At 50.3% G+C, this 16,312-nt stretch carries 14 protein-coding genes; 9 read left to right on the top strand and 5 right to left on the bottom strand.

Going from position 1 to position 16,312, the window contains the following annotated elements:
- The first annotated feature begins 179 nt into the window (after nt 1-179).
- The 3 genes from PGW97_RS08700 to PGW97_RS08690 all read left to right on the top strand — a co-directional run bounded on the left by PGW97_RS08700 (nt 180) and on the right by PGW97_RS08690 (nt 2,688).
- Nucleotides 180-1,115, top strand: a complete 936-nt coding sequence (locus PGW97_RS08700) for an alpha/beta hydrolase (protein WP_273857096.1) — start codon at nt 180-182, stop codon at nt 1,113-1,115.
- 376 nt (nt 1,116-1,491) lie between these two features.
- Entirely contained in the window at nt 1,492-1,854 is a 363-nt protein-coding gene (locus PGW97_RS08695; protein WP_047885399.1) for an MmcQ/YjbR family DNA-binding protein, read from the top strand.
- Between the two features lie 195 nt (nt 1,855-2,049).
- A complete protein-coding gene (locus tag PGW97_RS08690; protein WP_273857094.1) occupies nt 2,050-2,688 on the top strand; it encodes a LysE family translocator in 639 nt (212 codons plus the stop codon).
- Between the two features lie 126 nt (nt 2,689-2,814).
- Here the strand turns inward: PGW97_RS08690 and PGW97_RS08685 are convergent, their stop codons facing one another.
- The 5 genes from PGW97_RS08685 to PGW97_RS08665 form a co-directional block, all read right to left on the bottom strand.
- Nucleotides 2,815-3,447: a TetR/AcrR family transcriptional regulator gene (locus PGW97_RS08685; protein WP_217391386.1), complete on the bottom strand. Its 633-nt coding sequence runs from the start codon at nt 3,445-3,447 to the stop codon at nt 2,815-2,817.
- A 76-nt stretch (nt 3,448-3,523) separates the two neighbouring features.
- The gene (locus tag PGW97_RS08680) at nt 3,524-4,042 is read right to left on the bottom strand and encodes a DUF2505 domain-containing protein (RefSeq protein WP_217391385.1); all 519 of its coding nucleotides are present in this window, start codon (nt 4,040-4,042) and stop codon (nt 3,524-3,526) included.
- A 9-nt stretch (nt 4,043-4,051) separates the two neighbouring features.
- Nucleotides 4,052-6,040: an SDR family oxidoreductase gene (locus tag PGW97_RS08675; protein WP_047885403.1), complete on the bottom strand. Its 1,989-nt coding sequence runs from the start codon at nt 6,038-6,040 to the stop codon at nt 4,052-4,054.
- A 615-nt stretch (nt 6,041-6,655) separates the two neighbouring features.
- Entirely contained in the window at nt 6,656-7,546 is an 891-nt protein-coding gene (locus PGW97_RS08670) for a helix-turn-helix transcriptional regulator (RefSeq protein WP_207103694.1), read from the bottom strand.
- Nucleotides 7,547-7,566: 20 nt separating this feature from the next.
- Nucleotides 7,567-8,529: a formate dehydrogenase accessory sulfurtransferase FdhD gene (locus tag PGW97_RS08665; RefSeq protein WP_084712563.1), complete on the bottom strand. Its 963-nt coding sequence runs from the start codon at nt 8,527-8,529 to the stop codon at nt 7,567-7,569.
- Between the two features lie 505 nt (nt 8,530-9,034).
- On the opposite strand from PGW97_RS08665, the gene PGW97_RS08660 reads away from it, so the two are divergent.
- The 6 genes from PGW97_RS08660 (at nt 9,035) to PGW97_RS08635 (ending at nt 16,311) form a co-directional block, all read left to right on the top strand.
- Nucleotides 9,035-9,511 carry a DUF3305 domain-containing protein gene (locus PGW97_RS08660; RefSeq protein WP_207103639.1) on the top strand — a complete coding sequence of 159 codons (477 nt, stop codon included), beginning with the start codon at nt 9,035-9,037 and terminating at the stop codon, nt 9,509-9,511.
- Nucleotides 9,501-10,454: a DUF3306 domain-containing protein gene (locus PGW97_RS08655; RefSeq protein WP_273857092.1), complete on the top strand. Its 954-nt coding sequence runs from the start codon at nt 9,501-9,503 to the stop codon at nt 10,452-10,454. Before PGW97_RS08660 ends, PGW97_RS08655 begins: the two co-directional genes overlap by 11 nt.
- A gap of 357 nt (nt 10,455-10,811) precedes the next feature.
- Nucleotides 10,812-12,521 carry a 4Fe-4S binding protein gene (locus PGW97_RS08650; protein ID WP_273857091.1) on the top strand — a complete coding sequence of 570 codons (1,710 nt, stop codon included), beginning with the start codon at nt 10,812-10,814 and terminating at the stop codon, nt 12,519-12,521.
- Nucleotides 12,522-12,531: 10 nt separating this feature from the next.
- On the top strand, nt 12,532-13,176 hold the full coding sequence (locus PGW97_RS08645; RefSeq protein WP_047885406.1) for a TorD/DmsD family molecular chaperone: 645 nt from the start codon (nt 12,532-12,534) through the stop codon (nt 13,174-13,176).
- Nucleotides 13,177-13,241: 65 nt separating this feature from the next.
- Nucleotides 13,242-13,442 (top strand): twin-arginine translocation signal domain-containing protein, encoded by a 201-nt coding sequence (locus tag PGW97_RS08640; RefSeq protein WP_047885407.1) that lies wholly within the window; start codon nt 13,242-13,244, stop codon nt 13,440-13,442.
- A gap of 13 nt (nt 13,443-13,455) precedes the next feature.
- Nucleotides 13,456-16,311: a formate dehydrogenase subunit alpha gene (locus tag PGW97_RS08635; protein WP_217391381.1), complete on the top strand. Its 2,856-nt coding sequence runs from the start codon at nt 13,456-13,458 to the stop codon at nt 16,309-16,311.
- Nucleotide 16,312 lies beyond the last annotated feature (1 nt).

The following is a 16,312-nucleotide window of genomic DNA, read 5'->3' as shown; positions in this document are numbered from 1 at the left end:
TCGAAGCCCCGAGGCACAGCCGCCTAACCCAGTCTGCTGGTGGCTTGCCTTTCAGGTTGCGCGTGGGCCATGCACGCGCACCTTTTTTCGTTTATTAACCTGATGATCCGTGGCCAAATTTGACCAAACCCCTCAATTAAATCTAACTTTGTAATTGAGTTGTAAGAAAGGTGGCGCTTATGGATAGTTGGCGAAATAGAGCTTTTAACAAGGTTTTATTCCGGATCATGCGGCAGCGTCTTGCAAACTGTACTTCCACATTGGAAATGCGAGATCTGATCTTATCCATTGATAACTATGGGCCGTTTATCTCTGCGCCAAAGGGAATGGACGTAGTGCCGACGAAACTGGCTAAAATTCCTTGTGACTGGGTGGACATGCCGTCCAGCAGCGGCAACAAAATCATTCTGTATTTTCATGGTGGCGGATTTTGTTTTCACAGTCCCCGTATTCATAATGCCTTTCTCGCCAGACTGGCGGGGCTGACCAAATCGCGTGGCCTGATGGTCAATTACCGCTTAGCACCTGAACACCCATATCCGGCAGCACCGGATGACAGTTTCGCGGTTTACCGTGCTTTGCTGGTAAAGGGGTATCAACCTCATCAGATTTTTCTGGCAGGCGATTCTGCCGGGGGAAACCTTGCTTTGACGACGATGCTACGCCTAAGGGAGGCCAAGCTACCTCAACCGGCCGGGGCAATTATGCTTTCTCCGGTGTCTGATATGGCTGTCACCGGTGAATCTGCGTTTAAAAAATGTAAAGACGATCCGTTCTTTGACTTAAGTACATTGCTTCTGATGCGCAATAACTATATCGGGATGCGTAATCCCTGTGAGCCTGATATATCACCTTTTTATGCGGATCTTCGTGATCTTCCGCCAAGCTTTATTACGGTTGGAACGGAAGAGCTATTGATGGATGATGGTATCCGGCTGGCCGAAAGAATGGGTGAGGCGGGTAATGATGTGACGATTCATATAGCCAAAGGCGTCCCACATGTTTACCCGCTGTTTTATCAACTCAGCGAATCACGTGAAGCATTTAAACTGATGGCCAGTTTTGTTAATGACAAGTTCAAACAAGCCAAGTCTATGGACAAAAAAGCCAGTTAACCCGATTCCAGACTATCCAAGTAGATGTAGTAGCCCACCTGCATGTGTTCCAAGCACATGCTGAATAGCTGAATGCTATTGAGTTTTCTGTATTCAGCGGAGTGTCAGGTAAACTCAGTCAGCCGAACTTTGTCGTTAGCAGATTATTGCTGTGCGTGATCATCATTTTGTGCCATGTTCTCACCTGATACCGCTAGTGTTCTCCGCCGTTTTCGACTCGGTATCTTACGAGAACAAACTGAGAACAAACTGAGAACAAACTGAGAATAAACTGAGAACAAACGCCAGAAGGTTTTACTAACAAGCATCAAAAACGGCCTTACCAAGTTATTCAGTGTGATTATCCAGTCAGAAGAGATATCAAAAGGACGACACCATGTTACAGCAAGAAATTGAAGACTACCTGGACTTGTTTCCTGAGGCTGAAAGCGGCTATCCATTTGGCCCTGAAGCCAGGGTATATAAGGTGTTGGGTAAAATGTTTGCATTGCTGGCCATTCATCGGGGTGAGCTCAGTATGACTGTGAAGGGTACACCAGCGGACAATGAACTGCTCGTCAGTCAGTTTAAAGGCATTATTCCGGGATATCACATGAATAAACAGCATTGGGTGACAGTGTCTCTTGAAAGCGATGTGAATGACGGGATGATAAGGGATCTGGCGGCGCAATCTTATAAGCTGGTGGTCAGCACTCTACCAAAAGCGCAGCAAAAGCGGTTACAGCTATTAGGGGCATAAATCCGAGCACGCACAGGCAGGGATGATTTGTCTTACTGTCAGCCTGACACACTGTAAACCTTGCCCATTCTATACTCAGCTCAGCTCAGCTCAGCTCAGCGTTTTGTCTGTTGGGGGTTATGGCTGTATCGGGAAATGGATTTCTATTTAAGAGGGGCACACTATTTAAGCGGCCGCTCTATTTAAGGAGTATCAATGAACATCGAAACACTGGCATTGTACTGTGCTGTATCATTCTTTTATATCATCAGCCCCGGGCCGGCGATTTTCCTGGCCATTTATAATGGTTCAATGAACGGAGTAAAGTCGGTGATGGCGTCGGCGCTAGGTAACATCATAGGCTTGATGCTGCTCTCCAGTCTATCTATCAGTGGGTTAAGCGCCATCTTGTTGGCATCATCGACGTTGTTCATGGTCTTCAAAATTGTTGGTGCGAGCTATCTTATTTTCCTTGGTTGCAAACAGTTGAAATCCAGCTTTAAGAAAAGCGCACACTCTGTTCAATCGCCGGCCAGGCATCATTCCAGTTTGTTGTCTTTTTTCAGGGAGGGTCTTTTTGTCGCCGTGACGAACCCGAAACCGATCCTCTTTTTCACGGCGTTGTTCCCGCAGTTTATTGATACCAGTCAGCCGATATTTTTCCAGTTTATAGTGATGACGCTAATCTTTATGCTGTTTTCATTCCTGTCACTTTCTACCTATGGGTATTTAGCGGGTAAAGCCTCGGGGTATTTGGCAAAACCTGACACGATGCGCTGGTTTACTCGAGTAAGTGGGGGGCTGTTTGTCGGAATGGGCACCAGTCTTTTTTACGTTAAAAACACAAGCTCATAGTGACGGGTTTAGAGCCAGTGGCCCTGTCGTGCTCGCTGAAGAGACACTGATCTGCCAAGCATAGCGGGTCTAAAAAGAAAAGCCTGACTGAGTGAGCAGCCAGGCTGGTGGGTGGATTGGTGAGTCTCAGCTGACTAACTCGTCAACCAGATCCTGATGGGTAAAGAACGGGGAGGTGGCATTTTCTGTCAGGTAAGGTTCTACCATGGAGATCAGGCGTAACACCCCGGTGCGCACCAGTTCACTATCACTGTAATGGTCATCCAGCAGCGTCTGGTAATTCAGCCAGTTCAGGCTGACCAGCAGCAGGTTATCGGCCAGTAATGGCAGACTGCTTTCATCGCACCGCAGCTTGCCCAGTTCGACCAGATGTTTGAGCATATCATTACTCAGATGACGCAGTTTCAGAATCAGGGTTCTGATTTTACGCTTGATTTGCGGATTCTGGCCGTTGAGATTATCCAGGTTGCGGAACAAAAACCGGTAATGGGTGAATAAAGCCATCACGGTGTGCATGAACGGCCAGTAATCATCGAAATCCTTTACCTGGTCGGCGTACTCGTTACAGACGCGGGTCAGAGAGTTTTGCAGCTCATTGATGAGCGTTGCAATTATTTCGTCCTTGCCTCTGAAGTGATAGTACAGGTTACCCGGACTGATCCCCATTTCGGTCGCGATGATCAGTGTGCTGACCTGAGCAACGCCATCACGATTAAACAACTCAAGGCTGACCGCTAAAATCCGATCTTTGGTTTTCATCGTTCTTTCCTTGCTTGTCAGGCCCGACATTGAACTCCATGTGTGCCGGGCCCGGTTTGCTTGCTGTCGGAATTACTTACTCTTCTTCTGTCATCAGCTGTGGCAGTTTGTCACAGAGAAACGCATATTCAGCCTGCATCTGGTTTTTAATGTCGTTACAGATGAAAGACACCAGCGTGCTGCCAACCAGAGGGACAGAAGAGTGAACCTCTACCGATACATGGTTGGATGTCGCCACACCCGGGCGTGCAGTTGGCTCGCTGAAGTTCATCTGTCCCTGAATGGTGGCAGGCACGCCGACAATGTCCACGTTGAACTTACACAACAGCTGGCCGTTTTCCTGCCAGTGCCAGGATTCAGATTGCTTGATGGTATTAAAGCTGCCCAGCAGGCTTTTCAGTACGCCCGGCACATTGGCTGGCATGTCACGCTGGGTTCGCACCAAGAAACCGTCCTCAGTGTCGGTAATGTCCGTGACGGAGATGTTTTGGGCACCCAGAGCCTGATACTTTTCGGCGATCAGGTCCTCTTCGCTGAAATACCGTAGCAGGGTATCCAGATCTTCTTTGTAGTCGTGAATAGCGGTAACTTGCATAAGGTATCCTTACATGTGTATTTCACGCATGATGCTAGAGAGAGCCACAACGTCGGCGGTTGGTTTTTTTGATTTCGCGTCAGGGTTATCCTGCTCGCCATCGTCATCAGGGTCATAGCCGGTTGCCATCAGCAACTCACCCAGCTTCGGATAGACACCATGGACAAACGCGCCCAGTAGCCCCAGTTTAGTCGCTATCCGCTTCGGTTTTTCGATAATTGCTTTCACAATGAGATCTGCGGCTTCTCCCGGAGTCAGCAGCGGCACGCCGCCTTCATTCTGGCGGTAGTGATCCGAAATCATCCGGGTTTCCACAAGCGGCATGTTGATGGTGGTAAAGTTAATGCCCTGACTGCCCAGCTCGATGCTGGCGGTGCGTGAAAAGCTGTCCAGCGCTGCTTTCGAGGCCGCGTAAGCCGAGAACAGTGGCTGGTTAGTCAATACCGCAATGGATGAAATATTAATGATGTGGCCTTCTTTGGCCTCAGCCATGCCCGGCAGACAGCCCAGAATCATGCGTAGGGAACCGAAGTAGTTAATCTGCATGGTACGCTCGTAATCATGCAGGCGGTCTGTGGCGTGGATAACCGCACGGCGAATTGAGCGACCGGCGTTGTTAATCAGAATATCCACCTTGCCGTGATCTTTTCGGATTTGCTCCAGTGTCGCTGCCGCACTGTCATCCAGTGCCAGATCGCTCTGGTAGATAAAGGCTTGCCCACCAAGGCGCTCAATGTCATTGCGGGTTTGCTGAAGGCGTTCCAGGTCTCGGGCAATCAGCACCAGTCGGGCTTTGGTTGGTGCTAGCTTCAGTGCGGTCGCATAGCCGATACCGGAAGACGCGCCGGTAATGACCACGACCTTTCCGTTCACACAGCCTTTCAGCGTTTTTTCAACGTGCAGATCCGGATCCAGGTTGCGCTCCCAGTAATCCCAAATCTTATCGGCATAATCCGGCAGACGAGGGCAGGTGATCTGGCTGTCAGCCAGCGCATTCAACGTATTGGAGCAATCAAACTGCGTCGGATAGTTGAAAAAGCCCAGTGCATCTTTCGGGATGTCCATTTCGTTGCTGATGGCATCAATAAAGCGTTTCAGCACCGGAATCTGCCCCAGTTGATTCCAGAGATGCGACGGAATCATCCGGAACACCCGCATATCAAGCCGCATTGCCATCCGTGGGGCGTGTCCGGCTTCGGCAAAAATGTTGAGGACTTCACCGGAGCGGTAGGGATCTGGGTCCACAATATGGAAGCATTGGTTATCTAACTCCGCTTTGTGGGCAATATGATCAATCGCGTCAGCCACGTAATCGACCGGCACTAGGTTCAAGCGGCCACCTTCCAGACCCAGCAACGGGGCCCATTCAGGCAGCGCACGGCGGATTTTCTGAATCAGCTTGAAGAAATAATACGGACCGTCGATACGTGCGGCTTCACCGGTTTTGGAATCACCAATGACAATCCCCGGACGGTAAACCCGCCATGGAATGGTCGCCGATTCCTGAACCACTTTTTCTGCGTTGTGTTTGGTCGTGAAATACGGATGATCCAGCCCGGTGGCTTCATTGAGCATGTCTTCACGGAACCAGCCCCGGAACTGACCTGCGACAGCTATCGAACTGAAGTAGTGAAAACAACCCGCGTTCAGCCGCTCGGCGAAGCGCAGTGTATTTTCTGTCCCTTCGATGTTGGCGCGCATCATATCTTCTTCACTGGCCGTTAAATCGTAAATGGCGGCCAGATGGAAAAAGTGGGCGATGTTGCCGGTCAGGGCTTTGATAGTATCGGTGCTGACACCCAAATTGGGCTCGGTTATCGATCCTCGAACGCAGTGAAACTTGTGCTTCGGTAGCCGGTGCTTCTCAAGAAGGGCCTGCAGCCTGTCTTCTGACGTCTTGTCATAGGTGAGAAGGTAAATATCGCCAGACCGTTTTGCCAGCCGTTGCAACAACTGAGAGCCGATAAATCCTGTAGCGCCGGTAATGAAATAATTCATGACCACTCCTTACGCGTATTTGACATTCATTTGCAGAGTAATTAACTGGTCGGATGACCTGATTTAAGTGTGCAGCGCACCGGGCATTTCCTCAAACGAAACCTGAATAAAAATTGCGCTGGCTCAAGATTCCTTTCGGGAATTTTCAGGATTGGAGTGTTTGCTCACAAAAAGTACAGCTCGTTTCATTGATCTCATCAGACCAGTGATAGATGCGGTCGTAACTATCTCAACTAGCAGGGAATTTTTTCAGGCTATAGAGATTTCTATCACTTTTCTAATCCTGAACCTGTTTTTCTTTATGGCTTTGGTGTGTAACGGTAATGTAAATGTGTTGTTGAGTTATCGCTTGTTAGAATGATGTGCTAGACAGGCTGTTTATTTCCCAAACCACAGCCCTGATTAAACGTCGAAAATAAAAGCGCGGTCACTTTTATTACTGGGGTATATTTTATGACTGTGGTATGCCATGACAAAGTGAAAGCATAGTTAAGGTGGGATGTTTTATTTGTTTGGTAAAAGATGGCAATTTACCTAGGCTTGAATTGTTCGCCTTGCTGTAAAATGCCATCAATTAAATGATTCTGGGCTTTTTCCTGATTTTCGGTTTCGGGATTATTTGCCGCTCCAAACCTGACGACCGGTTCTGGCAAAATTATAGCCACCAAGCTGATCGCCTTTGGCCTGAATATCCGGTTCGGACAAAAGCTGTAACAGTTGCTGTTGCAGGGTTCGGAAGTAAATATTACGGGGCAACACCAGTTCAAAGGCTTCCGTACAGAGGGGAATAAACCCGAGTCCGAATTCTCCGGCGGTACTCTGACTGGCACAGCCGACATCAGCCTGACCACGCGCAATACATGACGCCAGTTCACGCTCGCTGTTACACACATCGACCTGGTTCAACATTTCCAACGTGCAGGCATGGTTATGCAGCCACTCACTCAGCGCCCGCATGCTCCCGGCCCCTTCCTGACGCATCGCCCAGCGCCAGCGTGAAGCCAGTAACTCCTGCGGCAGAATAGAACGGTTATTGACGCACTCTGCAATATCGTGCGCCACCACCAGACCTTGCTGACGTTCAAACGCATGGATCAGCACCCAGTTTTTATGTCCTGCGTACTGCTGGATTAAAGCCGGATGACGCAAAGCGGCTTCTTCTGCATGTCCCCAGTGAATTGCGCACATGTCCACATGGCCTTTGCTCAGCATAGCCAGCCCCTGACGGGTTCCGGTTGAGGTATAGCCGACCAGTGCGGTGCTGCCCAGCTTATTGGCCATCTCGCCAACGACCATCTGTAATAGCGGATCGTCAGACCCCGCGATCAGCAGGCGATCGGTCAGCGCGCCATGGTGGCAGGACTCCAACAACCACTTATCGAGCATTGCCCGCGGAAATAACCATTTGCCGGTGACTTTGGTCGCAGGTAGCAGGCCATCATTGGCAAGGGCATACACTTTCTTTTCATTCAGGTCGAGGTACTCTGCGACCTGCTTCGCATTCATGAATGTCGGGAAAGCCTCAGTCACTGCGCACTTCCTCGCGAAGGATCTTTCTGGGTTTGGGTAAGCCTCTGCGGCAGAGCATCAGAATCGGTTTCGCCTTTATGGTCCGGTTTATCGCGGTCGCCGGGCTGCATGTCAGGGCGAGTATCGTTGGTGTCACAGCCACCTTTCACATCCAGAACCAAATTTTCCATCCCGTTAAACACCTGGAAACGGTGACCCTTTGCGCGGGCGATCATGGTAATCCCCAACTGTTTGGCCAGTTCGTAACCCATTTGAGTTGCGCCGGAACGTGAGAGCAGTACAGGAATGCCCATCTGCGCGACTTTAATTACCATTTCAGAAGTAAGGCGCCCGGTGGTATAGAAAATTTTGTCGGCACCGGATTCGCCCTTCAGCCACATTTCACCCGCCAGCGTATCCACCGCATTATGACGGCCCACATCTTCGACAAAAGAGAGAATGGAGGTACCCTGACACACAGCGCAGCCATGCACGGCACCTGCCGCTTTGTACGTTTCATTATGATGGGTCAGCGCTTCCAGCAGGCCATAGAGCATCGATTGTGGCAGCGTCGGCTGGGGGAGCGTCACACCTTCCAGCTTTTTCATCACATTGCCAAACATGGTGCCTTGTCCACAGCCGGAGGTGACGGTTTTCTTTTCCAGCTTTTTCTCCAGACCGGCGGTGTTCTCTCGGGTGATGACTGCGGCAGAGTTGGTCTCCCAGTCAATAATGACAGACTCAATGGCATTGATGTCTTCTATGAATCCCTGATTTTTCAGGTAGCCCAATACCAGCGCAGCCGGTCGTTCACCGAGCGTCATCAGCGTGACCACTTCAATCCAGTTAAGGTAAACCGTCAGCGGGTGCTCGCAGGCGATATGTTTTTCCATCATCTCGCCATATTCATCCATGACGTTTACCGCCATCGTCTGATTGACCGAGGACTTGGTTTTAATGATTTTTGGCAACTGGTTCATGAACCTTCCTGTTTCAACTTGCAAAGTGGGCCGACTGACTCTGTGGTACGCGATGATCTGGTAAGCATTCAGAACTGTTAAGCAATGAGAACTAATGAAAACCCGAAAGCGACAAATCTTTAAGAGTATGCCGGAACGGTAGTCGCAGAGTCAGTTATTGCCCGTCACTTCATTCAGTTAAGCAAAGATCGTTCCAGAACTATTGGTCAAACAGAACGATTGGTAAAAGTTGGTCTAATCTTTGCTTAATGCTTAAGTGGATAAAGCGTTAATCATGTCATCGATAAATACTATTCTCTGATCTCTGATGAAGGTCGATAGCACAGCTCTATGGCATAGGTTGATGGCAGAGGTTAATGGCATAGTGTTTGATGGTACAGGTTTATTCCGCTGGTGGTTTTCGCTCGTCACGGTGATGACGTTACGCAGATTTGGTTTGAGCAAATCGCCCTGCGTGTGAACCAAGATAATGTTGGATTGAGAAATTAGTAAGAAAGGAGCGGACGTGCTGGAACAACTGAAAGATGAATCAGTCTGGCCAATCGGATTCCGTTTGGTGGGTAAAGAGAAACAGGTTGGCCGCTGGATGACCGTTGTCTGGACGATTGAAGATGTTTGCTTGTACGGTGAGGAACAAAAGACAACGTTAGCGCAACAGCCTGATGGTTACGTACTGCCGCTTCAGCTTCAATTACATGAGCGAAGCGACTATCGGTTTAACCTGAGTTCACGCGATCCTCATCTGTTTGTCGTTTGCTCAGAAGAGGGAGAGCGGCTTAAACCGCTGTTGATAACGGCTGCGCAGGGTCTGGCTGCAGGGTATATGGATGGCGAATATCAGATCCTCGATATGTCGATTCCGCTTCCTGTTCAGGCCTGGATGGAAGCCTTTATCGGGCGGCATGGTGAGCAACTGGATGTTCGTCGTAAGGGAAACAAAGACAAGCGTAAAGAGAAAAAGGGGTTGATTAGTGGCAACTAATTTTTTCCAGCGCTGGTCGAGTCGCAAGCTCAAAGCCCGGGAGAGTACAGAGCAGGAGACCGAACTGGGAACGGAGCAAGCGACAGCACAAACCGAAGAAGGGTGTACTGCTTCCATTGGTGGTCAGACGGCAAATCCGGAACATGCTGATTCTGAGAATTTGGATCGCACTGCTGCAGCCACTGCAAGTGAGGATACGGCAAGCGATTCCGCGTTGGATGCGGGTTCTGTTTCTGAGAATGATTCAGAACATCGCTCAAAAGCGGTTTCAGAAGAAGCTCTTTCAGAAGGCGGTGAGGTCGTTGCCGATCCGTTACCCACATTGGCAGACGTTTCACGCGTTTCGTATGAATCCGGTGTGACGTCGTTTATGCAGCAAGGCGTGGATAAATCGGTAAAAAAAGCCGCTCTGCGTAAATTGTTTCATTCTGAAGAGTTCAACTATATCAGTGATATGGATGACCATACGGAAGATTTTTCTAATGTGCCTGTATTGGATAAAGGGGTTACCCAACAACTGCGTAATTGGTTTGGCGACAAAGTAGAAACAGCAATTAACGAGGCCGGAAAAGAAGCGACAGATGCAATGGCGCAAGCGAGCCCTCAGACGGTCTCCCGAGCTGATAATGAGGAACTTCAAGCCACTGAATTGCACATGCTTGAACCACAAAGTCAGGCATCAAGCTCTTATACTGCAACTAATGCAACTAATGCAACTACTGAAACATCGCCTGATTCTGATGGCAAAGCGGGGAATGATGAGAAAGAGGAGGCGATTGATACAGATGAAGCGGCATCTGTCGCACAAACAAATGGCGACATGGCTGATGCGCAATCGACGCAACCTGCGGAATCTGTCAAATCTGTAAAGGCAAATCCTATCACTGCCTTGCCAGATGATTCTCCGGTAACACGTCCTAATCTTACTAAGACCCAATCATGAACGGGTGAGCCCGTTTACTCATTTCCAGAATTCTAAAAATAAGTCAGTCATAAAACGCCAGTGGCGAACAGAAAAGCGGAGTTGGGACAAAAAGGGAAAAATACCCTTATTGATAATCGGGACATTTTGGCGCAGTTCATAAAATGCGGTGCGTCAAAATGTCTCAGTGTCCGATGTTGTTTTTGCTTTGAACAGACTCTGACTCCTTCAGTGTCATTTTCTTCCGTGGAAAGTTGGATCGGTTATTGCCTTTATAAGGGGCGCTAAATGCAGGCTTTCAATTTAACTCATAACTATCAGAAAGCTGAAGCGTTTTAATCGCCACTGAAACACGGTGACGAGTAGACAGGAATAGCAATGTTAAAAACTACACTAGAAGCATATGCGGACAGCTTATTTGCTGATCGCAACGGGCAAGCACGACTCACGGCCTTAAAGGGCACGGTTGAGCTTGCCAACCTCATTCCGCCAACGGTTTCTTATGAAAGTCGGGGGAATGTGGTCATTATCGGGGCTGAAGCTGAAATTGTTGCTCTGGCTCCGCAATTCTCAGCGTTGAATTCTGTCACATTACTGGCGACGGAAGTGGCTGAGACTCCTGAACGCCGTGGCAATGCTGACAGTGACACTCTGAATCGAAACAATGTGTATTTTGCCAACGCCCCGAGAGTCAAAGGCTACCTGGGCGCGTTTGACGTTGAGTGTGACATTCAGGGCGAGGTGCTGGCAGCGAATCTGGCGAAAGTGGCTATCGGACGTGAGTGTTTCGACCTTGTCGTTGATTTGACACCAACCGGTGTGATTGCGTCGGAAATTCCGCCTCCGGGGTATTATGCCATTGGGGCAGGCAAGGCAGATCTGGCACAAATTGTTGAAGACTTGCCAGATATGATGGGCACGTTTGATAAGCCTAAATACTTTCGTCTGAACACTGATCTCTGCGCGCATTCTTCCCGTGGCGTTGAAGGATGTGATCGCTGTCTGGATGCATGTCCGGCTGGCGCGCTATCCAGTACCGGTCATTCCATTGAAATCAATCCCTACCTATGTCAGGGCGTAGGTACGTGCGCAACGGCCTGTCCGACTGAAGCTATTCAATATGCTTTACCTGAAGCAGAGAAGACGCAACATTTTGTGTATCAGCTACTGGCCAATTATCGTCAGGCTGGTGGCGAATCACCGGTTCTGATGTTTTATGGCCTGCGTGATGAAGCCTCTGTCAGCAAACGTCTGGAAACCCTGCCAACCTGTGTTTTGCCTGTTGCACTGGAAGAGTTGGCAACGGTAGGTATTGATACCTGGTTCAGTGCGCTGGTTTATGGTGCACATCAGGTTTTACTGGCGACGCACACCGCTTTCATTCCACCCACCATCGATCGTGTTCTTGCACATGAGTTGCAGACTGCCCATGCGTTTTTAACGGCGATGGGGCATGACGAAAAGCGTCTGGATCTGTTTGATCTGAATGATCAGTCTCCGTATGCCGGATTTAATGCGCCATTACTCGCCCATAACCTAGCGACTGACTCAGCTCTTGATGGTTCAAAACGGGACAAATTGTTTGCAGCCCTGGATGCACTCTATGCCATTGCGCCTGAGCAACCTGCCACGTCTTCGGTTCCGGCTACCGCTCCTTATGGTTCGGTCACTTGTCAGACAGACGATTGTACTTTGTGCATGAGCTGTGTGGCAGTTTGTCCGACTCGTGCATTGCATGCCATTGGTGATCGTCCGGGTTTACTTTTTGTTGAACAAGATTGTGTTCAATGTGGCTTGTGTGAAAAAGCTTGTCCGGAAAAAGTTATTTCCCTGGCGCCTGGTATGAATTGGGACGCTGACGTGCGTCAGGCATCACGTCTGATTCACGAAGAAGAAGCCGCTTGTTGTATTACCTGCGGGAAGGCGTTTGCACCAGCATCTATGGTGAAAATGCTGACAGAAAAACTTCAGGGGCATTCGCATTTTCAGGGAGAAGCGATTCGGCGTTTGTCCATGTGTGAAGATTGCCGTGTTCGTGACATTTTCAGCACGATTGTTGATGACCCGGAAAGTCAGTTAAGGGTTTAGGAGCGCACTAATGATTCAACCAAATTCACCCCAAGAGACGCTGCTGCAACCCGCTAGACAGCAAGACGATATCGCCTTGCGCGTCGATATTTACGCCATGCTGGCGCGTTTATTCAGACAGCCGCCCAATCAGCAGATCCTGACCTGGCTTTCAGAACTGGATGTGCAGATGCCGGAAGGCTCGATGCACGACAAAGCGCAGATGCAGGGAATGGCTGCGACCTGGCCGGTACTTCGACTGGCAGCCCAGACTACCTCGCTGCTCGCTGTTGAAGAAGAATATCAGGATCTGTTTATCGGTATCGGTCGCGGCGAAATTGTGCCATTTGGCTCCTGGTATCTGACCGGTTCGCTGATGGAAATGCCACTGGCGCATCTGCGTCGGGATCTGGCGATGATGGGGTTTGAGCGCGATGAAAGCGTGAAAGAGCCCGAAGACCATATTGCAGCACTGCTGGAAGTGATGGCGATGCTGGTGGAAAGCGGCACTAAAGAACAACAGCAACAGTTTTTTAATCGCCACATTGCCACCTGGTTTGAACGCCTTTGCAGCGATCTGAAAGCCGCCCAGAGCGCCGTGTTTTACAGCGCGGTTGCCGAGCTGGCATTGCAATTTCTGAATCTGGAGAAAACGCAGTTTGCTGCGTACCACTAACATTAAGATCGCCCGACAACAGTGCAGACTGAGATCGGGAGACGACATTAAGGAGCAATCTTCTTATGAGTGAGCAGAAGAAAACCAATCAGAGCCGCCGTCAGTTACTGAAAAGTGTTGGCCTGACTGTTGCGGCAGGTGCTGTGGCAGCCGGAACCACCCGAATCGTTCACGCTGAAGTGATTCAGCCTGAGGAAAACAACAATAACAACGAAACCCGATATCGCGAAACGCAGCACGTTCGTGATTATTACGAGACTTTGTAAGGCGGAGCCATCCATGAAATTGACAAAACGTTCCGACAACGTAAGCAAGGATGAAAACCAGTTTGGTATTTCACGTCGCTCATTTTTGCGTAACTCGTCACTGGCTGCGGCTGGTGGTGTTGCCGGTGCCGGTTTATTTGCGCCGGGAATGATGAAAAAAGCCGAAGCTAAAACCGTCGATCCCCAGTCTCCGACAGAAGTTAAACGGACAATCTGCTCACACTGCTCGGTGGGTTGCGGTATCTATGCTGAAGTTCAGGAAGGGGTCTGGACGGGGCAGGAGCCAGCCTTTGATCACCCGTTTAATGCCGGTGGCCACTGTGCGAAAGGGGCCGCGCTGCGTGAACACGGACACGGTGAACGCCGGGTGAAATACCCGATGAAGCTGGTGGACGGCAAATGGAAAAAGCTGAGCTGGGAACAGGCACTGGACGAAGTCAGCCAGCAGGTGATGAAAATTCGTGAAGAATCCGGCCCGGACTCTGTGTACTGGCTGGGTTCGGCAAAACACAACAACGAGCAGGCTTACCTGTTCCGTAAACTGGCGTCGATTTGGGGAACCAACAATATTGACCACCAGGCGCGTATTTGTCACTCCACCACGGTTGCCGGGGTAGCCAATACCTGGGGTTACGGTGCGATGACCAACTCGCTGAACGACATGCACAATTGTAAGTCGATCCTGTTCATTGGCTCTAACCCGGCGGAAGCTCACCCGGTTGCGATGCAACATATTCTGATCGCTAAAGAGCAGAACAGTTGCAAGATCGTGGTGGTTGACCCGCGTCGTACCCGTACCGCGGCGAAGTCGGACTTGTATGTGTCTTTACGTCCGGGTTCCGACGTGGCCTTTATCTGGGGCGTGCTGTACCACATCTTCAAAAACGGCTGGGAAGATAAAGAGTTTATTCGTCAGCGTGTCTGGGGAATGGATCAAGTGCGCGAAGAAGTTGCGCGCTGGACACCGGATGAAGTAGAGCGCGTCACCGGCGTGGCTGAATCCGATGTGTATCAGACCGCAAAAATGCTGTCTGAAAACCGTCCGGGCTGTGTGGTTTGGTGTATGGGGGGGACTCAGCACACCACAGGTAACAACAACACCCGTGCGTACTGCATTCTTGAACTGGCGTTGGGTAACCTCGGCAAGTCGGGCGGTGGCGCGAACATTTTCCGTGGTCACGATAACGTACAGGGCGCGACGGACTTTGGCGTGCTGTCTGACAACCTGCCGGGCTACTACGGTTTGGCGGATGGGGCATGGCAGCACTGGTCAACCGTCTGGGGTGTGGATTATGAGTGGCTGAAATCGCGATTCGATAACAACGAATATAACGGCAAGAAACCGATGAACAGTGCCGGTATTCCGGTATCACGCTGGATTGACGGGGTGCTGGAAGATAAAGCCAACATCGAGCAGAACGACAACATCCGCGCCATGTTCTTCTGGGGCCATGCGGTGAACTCGCAAACCCGTGGTACTGAGATGAAAAAGGCGATGGAAAAACTGGATATGATGGTGATTGTTGACCCATATCCGGGCGTTGCCGCCGTAATGCATGGCCGTAAAGACAATGTGTACATTCTGCCGGCGACAACCCAATTTGAAACCACAGGTTCAGTGACGGCAACCAACCGTTCAGTTCAGTGGCGAGATCAGGTGATTGAGCCGCTATTCGAGTCAAAACCTGACCATGAAATTATGTACCTGCTGGCGAAGAAACTTGGTCTGGCCGAGCAGCTGTGTAAAAACATTCGGGTGGAAAATAACCAGCCGGTTATTGAAGACATCGTGCGTGAATACAACCGAGGAATGTGGACGATCGGTTATACCGGTCAAAGTCCGGAGCGACTAAAAGCGCACCAGCAGAACTGGCACACCTTTAACAAGACCACGCTGGAAGCAGAGGGTGGTGTGGCCAACGGGGAAACCTATGGTCTGCCTTGGCCGTGTTGGGGCACCCCGGAGATGAAGCACCCGGGCACCCATATCCTGTATGACACATCCAAAACCGTCGCCCGTGGGGGCGGTAACTTCCGTGCCCGCTTTGGTGTGGAACGCAACGGAGAAAGCCTGCTGGCTGAAGACAGCTTCTCGCTGGGTTGTGAGCTGGAAGATGGCTTCCCCGAGTTTACCGACAAAATGCTCAAGCAACTGGGTTGGTGGGATGATCTGACCGAGGAAGAAAAAGCGCTGGCGGAAGGTAAAAACTGGAAGACCGATCTGTCCGGTGGTATCCAGCGTGTTGCGATTAAACATGGTTGTATTCCGTTCGGTAACGCCAAAGCCCGTGCGGTGGTCTGGACATTCCCGGATGCCGTTCCTCTGCATCGTGAGCCGCTGTATACCCCTCGCCGCGATCTGGTCGCGGATTATCCGACCTGGGAAGACAGCCAGGCAATGTTCCGTCTGCCGACATTGTACAAGTCTATCCAAGATAAAGATGTGTCCGGCGAATACCCAATCGTACTGACTTCCGGTCGTTTGGTGGAATATGAAGGAGGCGGTGATGAAACCCGCTCGAATCCTTGGCTGGCTGAGCTGCAGCAGGAAATGTTTGTTGAAGTGAACCCGAAAGATGCCAACGATATCGGCTTCAAAGATGGTGACATGGTGTGGGTAGAAGGTGCAGAGAAGGGCCGTATCCGCGTGAAAGCCATGGTAACCCGACGGGTGAAACCGGGAATGGCCTTCATTCCTTTCCACTTCGGTGGGTATTTCGAAGGCACCGACCTGCGTCCGAATTATCCGGAAGGCTCGGCACCGTATATTTCCGGTGAGGCGGCTAACACTGCGACAACCTATGGTTATGATCCTGTGACTCAGATGCAGGAAACCAAAGTTACCCTTTGTAAAATCAGTAAAGCATAAG

Source organism: Photobacterium sp. GSS17, assembly GCF_028621875.1.
Classification (GTDB): domain Bacteria; phylum Pseudomonadota; class Gammaproteobacteria; order Enterobacterales; family Vibrionaceae; genus Photobacterium; species Photobacterium ganghwense.
Note: the sequence above shows the minus strand (reverse complement) of the source record. Positions and strands in the feature narration are given on the sequence as shown.